The sequence below is a fragment of the Enterococcus sp. LJL51 genome, assembly GCF_054871795.1.
This window is the reverse complement of sequence record NZ_JBTXLW010000003.1, coordinates 47,026-62,997: the sequence shown is the minus strand read 5'-3', so window position 1 is coordinate 62,997 and position 15,972 is coordinate 47,026. Positions and strand designations below refer to the sequence as shown.

Below are 15,972 nucleotides of genomic sequence, written 5' to 3'. Positions count from 1 at the left end.
AAAAAGGCTTCGGTCAAAGTATTTTACCGCTGCAAGTGCGTTTGTCTTAGAGCCTATGCGAACTTGAAGAACGAAACAAAACGAATAATTCGTTTTGTTTCGTTCTTTTTTTAATAGAAAGCGAAAATTATGATAAACTTAATTAGAACTGCTTGTTAAGCAGAAAAAAGAGAGGAGCGTATGTTATGGAACATTTAGTGTATACAGATAAAAAATCCAATGTTCTTGATAAGATTTTGTCAGGAGAAAAAACTATGATAGTCAGGGGAGCTGCCGGCCGGAAAATGCCTCACAGTAGAGTGTTTAAAGGAGAAACATTATACTTTGTCGAAAATGATGGTTCATGTCAGATAAAAGCTAAAGCTGTAGTTAAAGATGTTTTTAACTCGGAAAAAATGACGGAAGATGAATCAACGGCTATTTTAGAAAGCAAGCAAGAACAGCTGCAGCTCTCTGCAGCACAGAAAAAGCGCTGGTATGGAAAAAAGGTACTTTGCCTAGTGACGATTGAGAATCCAGAAGCAATTGAACCGATGACCTATGACCGCCAAAAGAACATGGATGACTGGCTAATCGTTGAGGATATTAAAGACATTATTGTCGGTGGAAATGCTCAGGATTATAAAAATATCCGTCTAAAAAATTAACTGCTAGCTGACAGAAAATGTTTGGATAGCAATTGAATTTCTGTCGGCTTTTTGATACAATGATTGTTATGTGAATAAGAAAAATGGTTGGGCGGAAGCTTCAAGGATCATGTTCTTCAAGGGGTGAGAAGGATGGTTTGTTGAGTTCGGTCTTTTTTCTGTATTATTTTATTAGGAAGGTACAGGTTCTATTGAAAGAAGCCTTCCGCATGACTGTTGGAAGGCAGTCATAAAACATAGATTTAACTGGAGGTGAAATGATGGTTCTGAATGCGTTAGAGCAAATTCGTCAAGCTGAAAATCAGGTGCAGAAGATGAAACAGGACGTACAAAAGGAAATGGCTGATTACGGGCGAGGAAAGGAACAAGAAGTTCTGGCGGCTCAAAAGAACAGCCAGGAAAAAGTAAAAAAACTGCTTCAGGAAACGGAACACTTCCAACAGGAACATCTTCAAAAAGAAAAAGAGGAATTGCTGAAGGATGCCCAAGAGCAGATGAAGCTGTTTCACGAAAAATATGATGCGAACAAAGAACAGATGATTGATTATATCATAGAGAGGGTGAATGAGCTTTATGGCAGTCAATAAAATGGAAAAGGTTACGCTAATAGCGGCTGCTGAGAAAGAAGAAGTAATCCTCCAAGCAATACAGGGTTTGCAGACAATTGAGATTAAAGATTTTCACCATGCAAGCGTCGATCAATCATATATTGAAAATTATTTTGCTTCAAATCGGGTCGGCGAAGAAAAAGCGGAAAAGAAATTTTACGAAGAGCTGCTTTTGAGAATTCAGGATGCCTTATTGTTTATCGAACATTTTTCAACTAACGACGGAAAAAGAAGAGGATTTAAGCGTAGAATTCAAAGCTTGGAATCCTTGGAAGCTTCTTTTAATAAAAAGAAAGTAACTGAATACTTGGAAGGTATTGAACAGTTGAAAAGCCGTTTAAATTATGTGGAAACACAGCGTAAAAAGCTGTTGACGGATGAAGATTGGCTGGCGCGGTGGCAGTCTCTTGATGTAGTTCCACAGACGGTTTCCCTAAATGATGCAGTTCTTGTTTCGGGCTCGGTAAACGCAGCGAACAATCAGGATTTTTTAACTGCTATGGAAGAGCTTTCGTTTGTCTATGCTGAAGAGCTGTATCACAGTACGAATCATGTCTACTACAGTTTAATTTATTTAAAAGAGAGTGAAGCGCTGATTAGTGATTTGTTAAACCGGGTCAGCTTTGACAAGCTGAATTATTCTTTCGATGTATTGCCTCGAGAAGCATATGAGGCAACTAAAAAAGAACTCGCTGTGTTAGTTGACGAAGAGAAGCAGATTAAATATGAACTGGCAGCTTATCGGGAACATTTAGATGATTTATATACCGGTGAAGAGATGATTTACGCATTGATTTACCGTGAAGAAGCAAAGGCTCATTTGTTAAATACTGCCTATTTTTCTTTAATTCAGGGCTGGATTCCATCGGATGAAAAACAAGTGTTTCTTGATGTGCTGTATGATGCGGTACCAAAATCAGAAATATACAGCGTGTTTGAACAGCCGACAACGGAAGAAATTGCCGGGGATATGCCGGTTCAGCTGAAAAATAATAAGGTGGTTGCTCCCTTTGAAATGTTGACCGAAATGTACAGCCTGCCAAAATATGATGAGATTGATCCAACACCGGTTATGACACCTTTTTATATGGTCTTCTTTGGAATGATGGTGGCGGATTTAGGTTATGGATTGTTGATGCTTCTGGCAACGCTGGTTGTAAGGAAAACGATGATTTTACCAAGAGGGATGAAGCGTTTCGCAGATTTCTTTTTCATCTTATCCTTTCCTACGATTATTTGGGGCTTTATCTATGGTTCCTTTTTCGGAGCGTCTTTCCCGGAAAGCTTGTTTGGCATTCAGCTGCCGTTCCCAATCCTTTCGACCTCAGAAGACGTAAATACGATTCTTCTGTTGTCTGTAGCATTTGGGTTTATCCAGCTGATGACCGGTCTAATTGTTAACGGAATCGAGTTAACTAAACGGAAACAGTATCTGGAAAGTATTGGCTCTAGCTTTGCTTGGCAGGGCTTGCTGCTGGGGATTTTAATTGCGGTACTGGGAACAATTGTGTTGAAAAACAACGGCTTTTTCCTTACGGGCATTGTAATTGCAGTGATTTCGGCGCTTTCTATTGTAGCTGTACCTGTTATTCAGACAAAATCGAAAGCGAAGGGTCTGGCTAAAGGACTTTACGAGCTTTACAACTTAACAGGCTACATTGGTGATTTAGTCAGCTATACACGTCTGATGGCGTTAGGAATTTCCGGCGGGAGTATTGCGGCAGCATTTAATATGCTGGTGGAATTTATGCCTCCTGTTGCACGTTTTACAGTAGGAATTCTGCTAATCATTGCGCTTCATGCACTGAATCTATTTTTAAGTCTGCTGAGTGCTTATGTACATGGTGCACGTTTACAATATGTGGAGTTCTTTGGGAAATTTTACACCGGAGGCGGCAGAGCCTTTCAGCCTTTGAAAACAGAAGAAAAATATTTAAATATTGAAAAGACGAAATTGAAGAAATAGTGGAGGAATAGAAGATGATTGATTATTTAATAAATGAGAACGGCGGTATAATTTTTGCAGTTTTAGGAATGGCAATGGCAACAATTCTTTCAGGGATTGGTTCGGCTAAAGGGGTTGGCTTCACTGGTGAAGCGGCTGCTGCATTGACAACAGAACAGCCGGAAAAGTTTGGTCAGGCATTGATTCTACAGCTGCTGCCCGGAACACAAGGCTTGTATGGGTTCGTTATTGCGTTTCTAATTTTTATTAATTTGGATAATGGTATGACAATGGTTCAAGGGTTGGATTACTTCGTTGCATCTCTGCCAATTGCTTTTGCAGGATTGTTCTCTGGAATTGCCCAAGGTCGTGTAGCAGCGGCTGGTATTCAGATTTTAGCTAAAAAACCTGAGCATTCCACAAAAGGGATTATTTATGCAGCAATGGTAGAAACGTATGCGATTTTAGGATTCGTTATTTCCTTCTTACTTGTACTGAATGTGAAGTAAGAGGAGGCTAATTATGGATGCAATTGAAAAAATCGTCGAGCAAATCCTCGAAAAAGGAAAAGAGGAAGCGGCGGCCTACAAGACAGTAGAAAAAGAGCGAATCGAAAATGAATTTGCTGAGCAAGCCGCTGCTGTAGAGATTCAGGAAAAGAAGCAAATCAAAAAAAACGATGAACAGATGAAAAAAGCATTCAAGCAAAAGCAGAACCGTCAGCAGCTTGAGGTAAAACAAACTACATTGAATGACAAACAAGAGCTTTTATCCAGACTATTTAAAGAGACCGTTGAAAAGATGAATCATTGGGATTTGACTACGTTTCAACAGTTTGCATCAGGTATTCTAGCAAATTTGGAGTTGGCTGGTGAAGTTGAAGTAAGTGTTGGAGAGTTTTCTCAGGATAAAATTAGTCAAGAATGGCTGCAGACATTTAACACGACAGACTTAAAGCTAACGTTGTCTGATCAGCTAATCAGGAAAGAAAGCGGCTTTGTTCTTGCAAAGGACGGTATCGAGTATAATTTTCTGTTTTCAACACTAGTACAGGAAATTCAAACGGCGGAAAGCTACAAAATTGCTGAGATGTTATTCAGATAGGAGAGGATAACGATGAAAGAAACAGCATACAATCAAATTAATCCTCTAATTCGTTTGAAAGAAACGGAGCTTTTAACTGCCGGACAGTATGATCAGCTTTTAGCAGCAGAAAGCATCGATGACATGAGAGATTTGCTGAAAAATACAGTCTATGGCAATTACTTGCAGGAAGACTTTGAGGATAACTTTGAGTACATTTATTCCAAAGAACAGGGCAAGCTTTACGAATGGCTATATCAGATGGCGCCTGAGCCTGAAATTATTTCTATTTATACTTCGCGTTTCACCTTTCATAACCTGAAGGTGCTGACGAAGGCCGAGGTCACTGGACAGAATCTGGATCATTTGTTTGTTGAAGACGGGCGTTATACGTTAGAAGCGGTGAAAAGCGCTATTCATACTAGAGTATCTAGTGAGCTGCCTGAGATTCTGATGGAGGCAATTCGAGAAGTGCTTAATTATTTGGAAGAATCAACTGTACTGCAGGCTATAGATATTATTTATGACCGGACATTTCTTACCTTTCAACGACAGCTAGCTGAAAAGCTCGGCTATGCAGATGTTTTGGCTGAAGTGATGAGTTTCATCGATTTAACCAATATTTCAATCATGGCGAGAGGCATTGTTCAGAAGCAGACGGAGACTTTCTTATCTACGGTTCTTTCCAGCTCTGGAAGTATTCCGAAAAGTGACTATCTGCCGTACGCTGAAAGCACATTAGAAGTTTTTTCGACATTTGCTGCAGCTACAAAATATGGAGATATCTTAACACCGTTAATTGATTCGGAAACCCATGAGCTTGATTTAGTTGCTTTTGAAAGGGTTAAGGATGATTATCTGACAAATATTTTTAATAAATCAAATGTGGTAGCCTTTGGTCCACTACCGCTGCTCTCTTATCTTAATGCTAAAGAAGTTGAGTGGAAAAATCTACGTTTGCTTGTAGTCGGTAAGAAAAATCATTTCCCGGCAGAACAACTGAAGGAAAGGATGCGATCAGTCAATGGCTCATAAAATTGGAGTAATTGGAGACAAGTATTCTGTGATGCCTTTTAAGCTTTTTGGCTTTGATGTTCGCTACGGTATGTCTGGAAGACAGATTAGAGAAAGTATTGAACAGATGGCAGAAGAAGACTATGGCGTGATTTTTATCACTGAACAGGCTTCTGAACAAGTGACAGAAACGATTGACCGCTATAAGAGCAAAATGAAGCCGGCAATCATCCTGATACCAAGTCATGATGGAACCACTGGAATTGGACGAAAGGCTGTTCAGGAAAATGTCGAAAAGGCAATTGGACAGAATATACTATAAATTTAAATTGAATTAGACAATGAGAAAGCGGGGATAACGGCTTTCTCAGATGATAAAGTTCGAGACAGAAATTTCTGTATGATTATTGTTCAGCTAATTTTTTATTCTTTTAATAAGTAATAGTTCTAATGGACTATTACTTAAAAAGATTGGTTGACTGGAACTGTCTCAGCTTCATTCTCGGAACAGGAGGAAAGATAGTGCAAAAAGGAAAAATTGTCAAAGTATCTGGTCCTCTGATCATGGCAGATAATATGTCTGATGCAAGTGTTCAGGATATTTGTCATGTAGGAGATTTAGGCGTAATCGGAGAAATTATTGAGATGCGCAAAGACGTTGCCTCAATTCAGGTATATGAAGAAACAACTGGAATTGGACCAGGAGAACACGTAACTTCAACTGGAGAAGCGCTTTCTGTGGAGTTAGCTCCAGGGCTAGTTTCACAAATGTTTGATGGGATTCAGCGTCCGCTGGATACATTTGCGGAAGTAACTGCCAGTAACTTTTTAGGTAGAGGTGTTAAAATTCCCGCTTTAAACCGTGAGAAAAAATGGCTGTTTGAGCCATCTGTCACTGTAGGAACAGAAGTTACTGCTGGGGATATCATTGGTACTGTTCAGGAAACTGATGTTATCCAGCATCGAATTATGGTTCCTGTAGGTATATCAGGAACTGTGAAGGAAGTGAAAAGCGGAGAATTCACGATAGAAGAGACCGTTTATACTTTGGAAACCGAGCAGGGAGAGAAAGAATTTACTATGATGCAAAAATGGCCGGTTCGTAAGGGGCGTCCAATTTATGAAAAAATGAATCCGGAAGCACCTATGATTACTGGTCAACGGGTTATTGATACATTCTTTCCTGTGACAAAAGGCGGAGCAGCAGCAGTACCAGGGCCTTTTGGCGCTGGGAAAACAGTTGTGCAGCACCAAATCGCCAAGTGGGCGGATGTGGATTTAGTTGTGTATGTGGGCTGTGGTGAACGGGGAAATGAAATGACGGATGTTCTGAATGAGTTTCCAGAGCTGATTGACCCAAATACAGGTAAATCATTGATGGAACGAACGGTGCTTATCGCCAATACATCAAACATGCCGGTAGCAGCACGGGAAGCATCAATTTATACAGGTATTACAATTGCTGAATACTTCCGTGATATGGGCTATTCGGTAGCTATCATGGCCGATTCTACCTCTCGTTGGGCAGAAGCCTTACGGGAAATGAGCGGACGTTTGGAAGAGATGCCCGGAGATGAAGGTTATCCAGCTTATCTAGGCAGCCGTTTAGCTGAATATTATGAGCGGGCAGGTCATGTTGTGGCACTTGGAAAAGATCATCGAGAAGGAAGTATTACTGCAATCAGTGCGGTTTCTCCATCCGGTGGAGATGTCTCGGAACCGGTGACGCAAAACACGCTGCGCGTAGTGAAAGTCTTCTGGGGATTGGATTCAATCCTCGCTCAAAAACGTCATTTTCCATCGATTAACTGGCTTCAAAGCTACTCGCTATACAGCACAGAGGTCGGGAAGTATTTGGATCAGCAGCTGCAAAACGACTGGTCTGGTATGGTTGCCGAAGGGATGAGAATTTTACAGGAAGAATCTCAGTTGGAAGAAATTGTTCGTTTAGTCGGAATTGATTCTTTATCTGATAAAGACCGTTTAACTTTGGAAGTCGCAAAATCATTGAGAGAAGATTATTTGCAGCAAAATGCGTTTGACGACGTAGATACGTTTACCTCAAGAGACAAACAGTTTAAAATGTTGAAACTGATTTTGACTTTCTTTGAAGAAGGAAAGAAAGCATTGGAGCTCAACGCATACTTCTCTGAGATTATTAATGGAACAGGTGAAATCCGTGATCGCATTGCCCGAAGCAAATATGTACCAGAGGAAGAAATTGACCGTCTGGATGAACTTGTAGAAGTAATTAAGACTACGATGAAACAAATTGTTGCTGATGGGGGGATGACAAATGATTAAAGAGTACCGTACGATTAATGAAGTTGTTGGACCCTTAATGATTGTTGAAAAGGTTGAAGGCGTAAAGTATGAGGAACTGATTGAGGTTCGGATGCAAAACGGCGATATTAGACGGGGGCAAGTGCTTGAAGTCAATGGTGATAAAGCCATGGTTCAGATTTTTGAAGGAACGAGCGGAATTAATATTCGTGATTCAAAAGTCCGTTTCCTAGGTCATCCACTTGAACTAGGTGTTTCGGAAGATATGGTTGGCCGGATATTTGATGGCTTAGGTCGTCCGAAAGATAATGGTGTTGATATTCTTCCTGAGAAACGTCTGGATATAAATGGTGAAGTAATCAATCCTGTCAGTAGAGATTATCCCGATGAATTTATTCAGACTGGAATCTCTGCAATTGATCATCTGAATACACTGGTTCGTGGTCAGAAGCTGCCGGTATTTTCCGGTTCAGGTCTGCCTCATAAAGATTTAGCAGCACAAATTGCCCGTCAGGCCAACGTGCTGAATAGTGAAGATGATTTCGCTGTTGTTTTTGCGGCAATCGGTATTACGTTTGAAGAAGCGGAGTTCTTTATGGAGGATTTCCGTCAAACAGGTGCTATCGACCGTTCGGTGCTGTTTATGAATCTGGCGAACGATCCGGCGATTGAACGGATTGCTACACCAAGAATGGCTTTAACTGCTGCAGAATATCTTGCTTATGAAAAAGGGATGCATGTGCTGGTTATCATGACGGATATGACAAACTATTGTGAAGCGCTGCGTGAAATCTCTGCGGCCCGCCGGGAAGTACCAGGGCGTCGCGGCTATCCAGGCTATCTGTATACCAATTTGGCAACTTTGTATGAACGCGCCGGCCGTATTCGTGGTTTAAAAGGTTCGGTAACGCAGATTCCTATTTTGACTATGCCAGAGGATGATAAAACGCATCCAATTCCCGATTTGACTGGCTATATTACTGAAGGGCAGATTATCTTGTCAAGAGAGCTTGATAAGAAGGGGATTCAGCCGCCGATTGATGTTTTACCTTCGCTTTCTCGTTTGAAGGATAAAGGAACTGGGGAAGGTAAAACCAGAGGAGACCATGCGGCAACGATGAATCAGTTGTTTGCTGCTTATGCTCAAGGGAAGCAGGCCAAAGAATTAGCAGTTGTTCTAGGGGAATCGGCTTTATCTGATGTAGATAAAATCTACGCGAAATTTGCAGATCGCTTTGAGAATGAGTATATCAATCAAGGATTTTATGAAAATCGTTCAATTGAGGAAACACTGGATCTTGGCTGGGAATTGTTAGCTATGCTGCCGAGAACTGAATTAAAACGTATCAAGGATGATATGCTGGATGCTTATTTGACTAAGGGAGAGTGAGCACAATGGCTAGATTGAATGTGAATCCTACACGTATGGAGCTTACCCGTCTGAAAAAGCAGCTGGGCACTGCCAGTCGCGGACACAAGCTGTTGAAAGACAAGCAGGATGAACTGATTCGCCGTTTTATTCTGCTGGTAAGGAAAAATAATGAACTTCGTCTTGAAGTAGAAGAAGAATTAAGCGGAGCCCTGTCCAGCTTTGTTTTGTCCAGTAGCACGCTGAATGAAGCCTTCATTGAGGAACTGGTTTCCATCCCGGCAAGTGATGTCACAATGGACATCATTGAGAAAAATGTGATGAGTGTGGCTGTTCCTATTATGAATTTTCATTATGATGAGGAAATTGTCGATGCGCCGTTAAATTATGGTTATCTAAATTCTAATGCAGAGCTGGATCGTTCCTTTGACAAAATTTCTTCTGTTTTGCCTAAGCTTTTAGAGCTGGCCGAAGTAGAAAAAACGTGTCAGTTAATGGCAGAGGAGATTGAAAAGACCCGTAGACGGGTAAATGCTCTGGAGTATATGACCATTCCTCAGCTGGAAGAAACCATCTATTACATCAAGATGAAGCTGGAAGAAAATGAACGTGGAGAAATTACGCGTTTGATTAAAATCAAAGATATGGGTTCATAAAGAGAAGCGTAGTACAGCCACTCTATTTGCCTTCTATCTAAATAAATACAAAATACGACAAAAAAAGAGTCTGAAGGACGGCAATCCTTCGACTCTTCTTTGTTTACGAGAATAACCAGTAGCTGATTAAAAGTACCCCTAAAACAATTCGATACCAGCCAAAAACAGTAAAGTCATGTTTTCGAATATAGTTAAGCAGGAATTTAATGACGACAACTGAAACTAGGAAAGCAACAGCTGCCCCTACTAACAGAATAAAGAATTCTGAGAAGTTAAACAGATTTCCCTTCATTAAATACTTAACAATTTTTAGGAAGCTGGCTCCAAACATAACAGGAATTCCCAAGAAAAAGGAGAATTCAGCTGCAACATAACGGGAAGCACCAATCATAATGGCTCCTAAGATTGTAGCACCGGAACGTGAAGTTCCAGGAACTAAAGATAATACCTGAAAGAAACCGACAATAATTGCTGCTTTATAAGTGAATTGGTTTAAGCTGGTACATTTTGGCTTTTTGTTTTTATTTTGTCTCTCAACAAGAATAAATCCGATACCATAAACAATCAGCATAATAGACACAGTTACAAAGTTATGAAAATGGGCATCCAGCCAGTCATCCATCAGAATGCCTATCACGCCTGCCGGTACACAGGCAACCAGAACTTTCTTCCAAAGTTCCCAAGTGTCTTGTTTTTCTTCTTCGGTTTTTGTTTTGGCAAAAGGATTTAGCTTATGAAAATACAAGACAACAACGGCCATAATAGCACCTAATTGGATAACAACATTGAACATTTCCATAAAATCAGCACTAAGGTTCATTTTGATAAATTCATCGGTTAGAATAAGATGTCCTGTGCTGCTGATTGGAAGCCATTCAGTGATACCCTCGATAATTCCAAGAATAATTGCTTTCCATAAATTAGATAACATGAGTTCATTCCTTTCTATATAAAAATAGATACATGTATAGTATACCGTTAAGTGGAAAAAAAACCAACCAACTATAGATTACATGTATTAAAATTTTAAGTAATTTGTTTTAATTGTGTTTTTGCAGATGTTTTTCTATACTAGAAACAAGGGGGGCTATACTGGAGGAATAGAAATGTATAGACCATTATCAAAAAATGCAGCAGACGCGAGAAACTCATTTTATGCTGTTGCTGACGGAACAGCAGTAAAGATTAATGAAGTGGCAGATCCAGTGTTTTCACAAAAATTATTAGGGGACGGCTATGCCGTTTTTCCGGAAAACGGCATCATTCATGCGCCTGTTTTCGGCAGAATCATTAGTATCTATAAGACCAAACATGCAATGAATTTACGAATGGATAATGATGTGGAGATTTTGCTTCATATGGGAATTGATACGTGGGAATTACAGGGATTTCCTTTTGATTTGAAAGTCACCGTAGGGGAATTAGTAACGCCTCAAATGGTTGTCGCAGAGGTGAATCTCGATGAGTTGAAGGAGTTTGGAAAAGAAACAGATATGATTGTTGCGATTACATCAAATGACGAAGCAAAAAAGTTTGTCATGAAAAAGTCTGGTAAAGTAAAGGTTGGAGAAAAAATAGGAGAAATCATTGATTGATAAAAACCAAATACATAGAATGGATGGATTTACTGTAGACTAATCAGATTGAAACGATAATCAAAGAAACCGGATGATTTTAATGATTACACTATTCCATAGTTTAACTAATCATTTATTCAAATAGCGAGAGTGGAGCACTGGTCAATTTGGCAAGTGCTTTTCTATTTTTATTTTTGTGAAATTTAATTTTACTAATAAGATTATTTTTCTGATTATACTTGAAATTTTATTTCAATCGATATATAATGTAAGCGTATTAAAGAGGAGGCAGCAGTTTATGTATGGAATCTCTATATTTTTAGGAGAGGGTCTGACAGAACAGAAGATTAAGTATATTCAAGAGTTACGTGAGATTGGTTTTAGAGGAATTTTTACATCACTTCATATTCCCGAAGATGATGCTTCATTATACCTGGAAAGACTCAAAGCTCTTGGCAGGGTTGCAGCTTCTGAAGGAATGAAATTAATGGTGGACATATCCGGGGCTGCGTTGGAACGGGCTGGTTTATCCACTAATCGAGTCAATGAAATTTTAGCGCTGGGAGTAACTGGGTTGCGAATGGACTACGCAATCTCTAATAAAGAGATTGCTGAACTATCTCATCAGCTAACTGTTGGTTTGAATGCCAGTACCATTACTGCTGAGGATATTGCTGAACTAAAGAAATATGAGGCAGATTTTTCCAGCTTTGAAGCTTGGCACAATTATTATCCCCGACCAGAAACAGGTTTAGATAAAACAATGTTTGTAGAAAAAAATCGTTGGTTGAGTGAAAATGGTTTTGAAATTTTTGCGTTTGTTCCGGGAAATAGAGAATTGCGCGGTCCTCTGTTTGAAGGACTACCGACTTTAGAAGAACACCGGGGACTCAATCCGTTGGCTGCTGCACTCCAATTAAAAGAACTGGCAGTTGATGCAGTTTATATTGGCGATCCAGAGATTGATTTCCGAACGATTCGACAATTTGAAGGTTATCTGAGTCAAAAACAGCTGATTTTGGAAACAGAAGATGTAGGCAGCCGTTTTTATGAATATGTTTTAGGCGAACACACCAATCGGCTGGATGCAGCAAGAGATGTGATTCGCAGTGCAGCTGCGCGTTTTAGACAAATCCCTGTAATTGAGCCTGAAATTATTAGAGAACGGACATTAGGACTAGTAACTGTAGACAATAAAAAATATGGTCGATATATGGGGGAAATACAAATCATTCGGAAGTATCTTCCGAAAGACGAGAAAGTGAATATTGCCGCTGAGATTGCTGCTTTGGATAAGTCGTTAGTTAGTCAAATTAAAGGCGGCGTGAAATTTAAATTAGTTAAGAAAGGATTTTTAACAAATGAACTTAGAAAACTTGACAACTGAGCGAAGAAATACAAATACGATGAACTTAGATGAGCTAACAGTGAAAGAAGCGTTACTCAAAATGAACGAAGAGGATCAAAAGGTAGCTTTGGCAGTCAAAGAAGCATTACCTGCTATTGAAGTAGTGGTAGAAAAAATTATTCAAAGCTTTAAAAAAGGCGGCCGTCTTGTTTATCTTGGTGCAGGAACAAGTGGTAGACTAGGTGTTTTAGATGCAGCGGAATGCGTACCGACTTTTGGTGTTTCACCAGAAATGGTTCAGGGACTAATTGCTGGTGGTGAACAAGCGATGACTCTTGCCGTTGAAGGCGCAGAGGATTCTCAAGAGCTTGGCAGGCAGGATCTAATCAATCTTCATTTGACAGCAGAGGATTATGTAGTAGGTATTGCTGCCAGCGGACGGACACCGTATGTCATTGGCGCACTAGAATATGCCAATGAAGTTGGTGCAGGAACAGCTTCGTTAGCCTGCAATAAGCATGCTGAAATCAGCCAATATGCACAGTCAATTATTGAGGTTGATGCTGGACCGGAATTTTTGACTGGCTCGACTCGTTTGAAATCTGGTACTGCTCAAAAGTTGATTTTGAATATGCTGTCAACGGTTTCGATGATCGGAATTGGTAAGGTTTACGGTAATCTGATGGTTGATGTCAAGCCAACCAATGAAAAGCTAGTGGAACGTTCTAAGCGGATAATTATGGAAGCAACTGGCTGTAAATATGAGGAAGCTGCTGATTACTTTAATAAAGCCGATAAGAATGTCAAGTTGGCAATTGTAATGATTTTAACTAACTCTTCAAAAGAAGAGGCAGAGGAAAAATTAATTAAGGGCAATCATTTTATTAAAAATACAATTTCTTAATCAAGGAGGAAAAGAGAATGGCAGAGGAAAAAATTCAACGAATCGCCAGAGAAATCTATGAAGAAGTAGGCGGAATGGGTAATGTGGAAAAGCTGCGGCATTGTATGACGCGTGTCCGGATGGATATTCGGGACTATGATAAAGTCGATTTGGAAAAGTTGAAGGCGATTGACGGCGTTATGGGGGTTGTTGAAGACGACACATTACAAGTAGTTATTGGACCAGGAACAGTCAATAAGGTTGCACAGGAAATGGTGGACATTGCCGGCGTAAAGCTGGGAGAGGAATTTCCTGCTTCTGAACAGACAGAAGCTATCTCCGGAAAATCAGGAAAAGAACTTGTTGAAGAAAAAGCAGCACAAATGAAGGCTGAACAAAAAGAAAAGCACAAAAGTAATTCTCCATTTAAAGCCATTTTAAAATCTATTTCTAATATTTTTGTTCCGCTAATTCCAGCATTTGTAGGCGCCGGAATTATTGGCGGCATTGCTGCGGTTATGTCCAACCTGATTGTTGCAGGAGACTTAGCTGCTTCGTGGCAGCAGTATGTGGATGTACTGAATATCATCAAAAACGGAATTTTTGCTTATCTGGTTTTATATACAGGGATTAATAGTGCCAGCGAGTTCGGCGCTACTCCAGCTCTTGGCGGAGTTATCGGCGGCGTAACAATGCTGACAGGGATGAATCCTGATGCACCATTGCCGAACTTATTTACTGGTGGGACGTTGTCAGCAGGTCAAGGGGGCATTATTGGTGTTATCTTTGCGGTTTGGTTGCTTTCTTTATTGGAAAAACAACTGCATAAGGTAATTCCGGATTCAATTGATATTATTATTACTCCAACGATTACGTTGCTCGTTATCGGTTTGACTACTATCTTTCTAATTATGCCGATTGCTGGTTTTATCTCAAATAGTCTAGTTGGAATTATTAATACTGTTTTGCAAACTGGCGGAGCATTTGCTGGTTTCGTGCTGGGGCTGACTTTCCTGCCAATGGTTATGTTTGGTCTACATCAAATTCTAACACCGATTCATATGGAGATGATTACTCAAACTGGACAAACTTTACTGCTGCCAATTCTGGCTATGGCTGGTGCTGGGCAAGTAGGTGCAGCAATTGCGTTATGGATACGCTGCAGAAAAGATACGAAGCTTGTAGAAATGATTAAAGGAGCACTTCCCGTCGGTATTCTGGGAATTGGTGAGCCGCTAATTTACGGTGTGACATTACCATTAGGTCGTCCTTTTATCACAGCCTGTATAGGCGGAGGAATTGGCGGAGCTGTAATCGGGGCATTTGGCAATGTTGGAGCAATTGCTATTGGACCAAGTGGTGCTGCATTAATTCCGCTGATTGCTAATAATCAATGGCTGGCTTATGTTTTAGGTTTGCTGGCTGCATACGCTGGCGGTTTTGCAGCGACGCTCTTCTTTGGGATTCCAAAGGATATGAAATAAATAGCAGAAAAAGACGAGAAAAATTTTCTTGTCTTTTTTGTTAAAGAAGCAAAAATATATATTATAATAGAGAATGTGGAATACATCATTTAATGAAAAAAAGAATGGGGAGTGATTAGAATGAAGCAGAATATTATTTTGTCAATTAAAGATTATCGAGCACAGCTGCCGAAGTCAGAACAGAAGATTGCAGACTATATTTTGGATAATACGAATGAAGTGATCACTTTAAGTGCGCAGGAGCTGGCAAAAAAAGCAGCTTCTAGTCCTGCGGCTATCATTCGATTTTGTCACTCGATAAATGTTAATGGGTTTACCGAATTGAAACTTCTGCTTTCTGCAAATTTGGGCTCAATGGCAACAGATATGTATACAGAAGTGGAAAAGGATGAATCTGTAGAGGCAATCAAACAGAAGCTGAACGTTCGTTTTGTTCATGCAGTGGAGCGCACAGCAGATCTTTTAGATGAAAGGAATATAACTGAAGTGTTTGAGCTGATTGAACAGGCCGAACTGATTTTTGTTTATGGTTTAGGCGCGTCTTCTTTAGTCGCTCAGGATATTCATCAAAAGTTTACCAGACTTGGAAAAAATGTATTCTGTACACTGGATCATCATTTATTTGCTTCAGCTATGGGAACGACAAAGGGAAAAAGTCTATTTATTGCGGTATCCAATTCTGGAGAGACAAGGGAACTGATTTCTCTATTGAGTATTGCTGCTGAAAATGGTATCCCTACCATAGGAATAACTCAAAATGAGCAGTCAACGGTTGCGAAATACAGCGATATTGTCTTGCTAACAGCCAAAGGCGAGGAGGCACCGCTGAGAAGTGCGGCGACGGTTTCACTGATTGCACAGATGTATGTAGTTGATGTTTTGTTTTTCCTTTATGCATCCAGTAATTATGATGAGACGTTGGAACATATTCAGCAGTCCAGAAAAACGGTTGGTCAGCTGAAACAATAACAAATAGAACAAGACAAAAAGGCGATAGGAGGAGAAGGGAACATCCTCTTATCGTCTTTTTATTTCGGTTCTACACTCTTTTACAAGAAGAATTTGAAACAAAGCC

At 40.0% G+C, this 15,972-nt stretch carries 16 protein-coding genes and 1 other annotated feature; of the genes, 15 read left to right on the top strand and 1 reads right to left on the bottom strand.

Annotated elements, in window-relative coordinates; translation table 11 throughout:
• Positions 1–185: 185 nt before the first annotated feature.
• From ACYSNQ_RS04270 to ACYSNQ_RS04225, 10 genes are all read left to right on the top strand, one after another.
• Positions 186–647: a hypothetical protein gene (locus tag ACYSNQ_RS04270; RefSeq protein ID WP_426081588.1), complete on the top strand. Its 462-nt coding sequence runs from the start codon at positions 186–188 to the stop codon at positions 645–647.
• Between the two features lie 85 nt (positions 648–732).
• Positions 733–780: a sequence feature (sodium ion sensor (DUF1646 type); this cis-regulatory element may regulate processes involved in with the transportation of sodium ions), on the top strand.
• A 124-nt stretch (positions 781–904) separates the two neighbouring features.
• Positions 905–1,234 carry a hypothetical protein gene (locus ACYSNQ_RS04265; RefSeq protein ID WP_426081587.1) on the top strand — a complete coding sequence of 110 codons (330 nt, stop codon included), beginning with the start codon at positions 905–907 and terminating at the stop codon, positions 1,232–1,234.
• On the top strand, positions 1,221–3,221 hold the full coding sequence (locus tag ACYSNQ_RS04260; RefSeq protein ID WP_426081586.1) for a V-type ATP synthase subunit I: 2,001 nt from the start codon (positions 1,221–1,223) through the stop codon (positions 3,219–3,221). Before ACYSNQ_RS04265 ends, ACYSNQ_RS04260 begins: the two co-directional genes overlap by 14 nt.
• 14 nt (positions 3,222–3,235) lie before the next feature.
• Complete coding sequence (locus ACYSNQ_RS04255) at positions 3,236–3,709, top strand: V-type ATP synthase subunit K (protein ID WP_426081585.1); 474 nt, start codon at positions 3,236–3,238, stop codon at positions 3,707–3,709.
• 13 nt (positions 3,710–3,722) lie between these two features.
• Positions 3,723–4,304 carry a hypothetical protein gene (locus tag ACYSNQ_RS04250; RefSeq protein WP_426081584.1) on the top strand — a complete coding sequence of 194 codons (582 nt, stop codon included), beginning with the start codon at positions 3,723–3,725 and terminating at the stop codon, positions 4,302–4,304.
• A 12-nt stretch (positions 4,305–4,316) separates the two neighbouring features.
• Entirely contained in the window at positions 4,317–5,318 is a 1,002-nt protein-coding gene (locus tag ACYSNQ_RS04245; protein WP_426081583.1) for a V-type ATPase subunit, read from the top strand.
• The gene (locus tag ACYSNQ_RS04240) at positions 5,308–5,619 is read left to right on the top strand and encodes a V-type ATP synthase subunit F (RefSeq protein WP_426081582.1); all 312 of its coding nucleotides are present in this window, start codon (positions 5,308–5,310) and stop codon (positions 5,617–5,619) included. Before ACYSNQ_RS04245 ends, ACYSNQ_RS04240 begins: the two co-directional genes overlap by 11 nt.
• Positions 5,620–5,819: 200 nt before the next feature.
• The gene (locus ACYSNQ_RS04235) at positions 5,820–7,601 is read left to right on the top strand and encodes a V-type ATP synthase subunit A (protein ID WP_426081581.1); all 1,782 of its coding nucleotides are present in this window, start codon (positions 5,820–5,822) and stop codon (positions 7,599–7,601) included.
• The gene (locus ACYSNQ_RS04230) at positions 7,594–8,970 is read left to right on the top strand and encodes a V-type ATP synthase subunit B (RefSeq protein ID WP_426081580.1); all 1,377 of its coding nucleotides are present in this window, start codon (positions 7,594–7,596) and stop codon (positions 8,968–8,970) included. Before ACYSNQ_RS04235 ends, ACYSNQ_RS04230 begins: the two co-directional genes overlap by 8 nt.
• Before the next feature lie 5 nt (positions 8,971–8,975).
• On the top strand, positions 8,976–9,605 hold the full coding sequence (locus ACYSNQ_RS04225) for a V-type ATP synthase subunit D (RefSeq protein ID WP_426081579.1): 630 nt from the start codon (positions 8,976–8,978) through the stop codon (positions 9,603–9,605).
• Positions 9,606–9,708: 103 nt separating this feature from the next.
• On the opposite strand, the gene ACYSNQ_RS04220 is transcribed toward ACYSNQ_RS04225, so the two are convergent.
• Positions 9,709–10,536: an undecaprenyl-diphosphate phosphatase gene (locus tag ACYSNQ_RS04220; RefSeq protein WP_426081578.1), complete on the bottom strand. Its 828-nt coding sequence runs from the start codon at positions 10,534–10,536 to the stop codon at positions 9,709–9,711.
• A gap of 175 nt (positions 10,537–10,711) precedes the next feature.
• Between ACYSNQ_RS04220 and ACYSNQ_RS04215 the strand changes: the two genes are divergently transcribed.
• From ACYSNQ_RS04215 to ACYSNQ_RS04195, 5 genes are all read left to right on the top strand, one after another.
• Positions 10,712–11,200: a PTS sugar transporter subunit IIA gene (locus ACYSNQ_RS04215; RefSeq protein WP_426081577.1), complete on the top strand. Its 489-nt coding sequence runs from the start codon at positions 10,712–10,714 to the stop codon at positions 11,198–11,200.
• 280 nt (positions 11,201–11,480) lie between these two features.
• Positions 11,481–12,569, top strand: coding sequence for a DUF871 domain-containing protein (locus ACYSNQ_RS04210; protein ID WP_426081575.1), 1,089 nt, complete (start codon positions 11,481–11,483; stop codon positions 12,567–12,569).
• Complete coding sequence (murQ, locus tag ACYSNQ_RS04205) at positions 12,544–13,434, top strand: N-acetylmuramic acid 6-phosphate etherase (protein WP_426081574.1); 891 nt, start codon at positions 12,544–12,546, stop codon at positions 13,432–13,434. The genes ACYSNQ_RS04210 and murQ overlap by 26 nt, the downstream gene beginning before the upstream one ends.
• Before the next feature lie 17 nt (positions 13,435–13,451).
• Positions 13,452–14,897: a PTS transporter subunit EIIC gene (locus tag ACYSNQ_RS04200; protein WP_426081572.1), complete on the top strand. Its 1,446-nt coding sequence runs from the start codon at positions 13,452–13,454 to the stop codon at positions 14,895–14,897.
• Between the two features lie 120 nt (positions 14,898–15,017).
• On the top strand, positions 15,018–15,866 hold the full coding sequence (locus tag ACYSNQ_RS04195; RefSeq protein ID WP_426081571.1) for a MurR/RpiR family transcriptional regulator: 849 nt from the start codon (positions 15,018–15,020) through the stop codon (positions 15,864–15,866).
• The last annotated feature ends 106 nt before the right edge of the window (positions 15,867–15,972 follow it).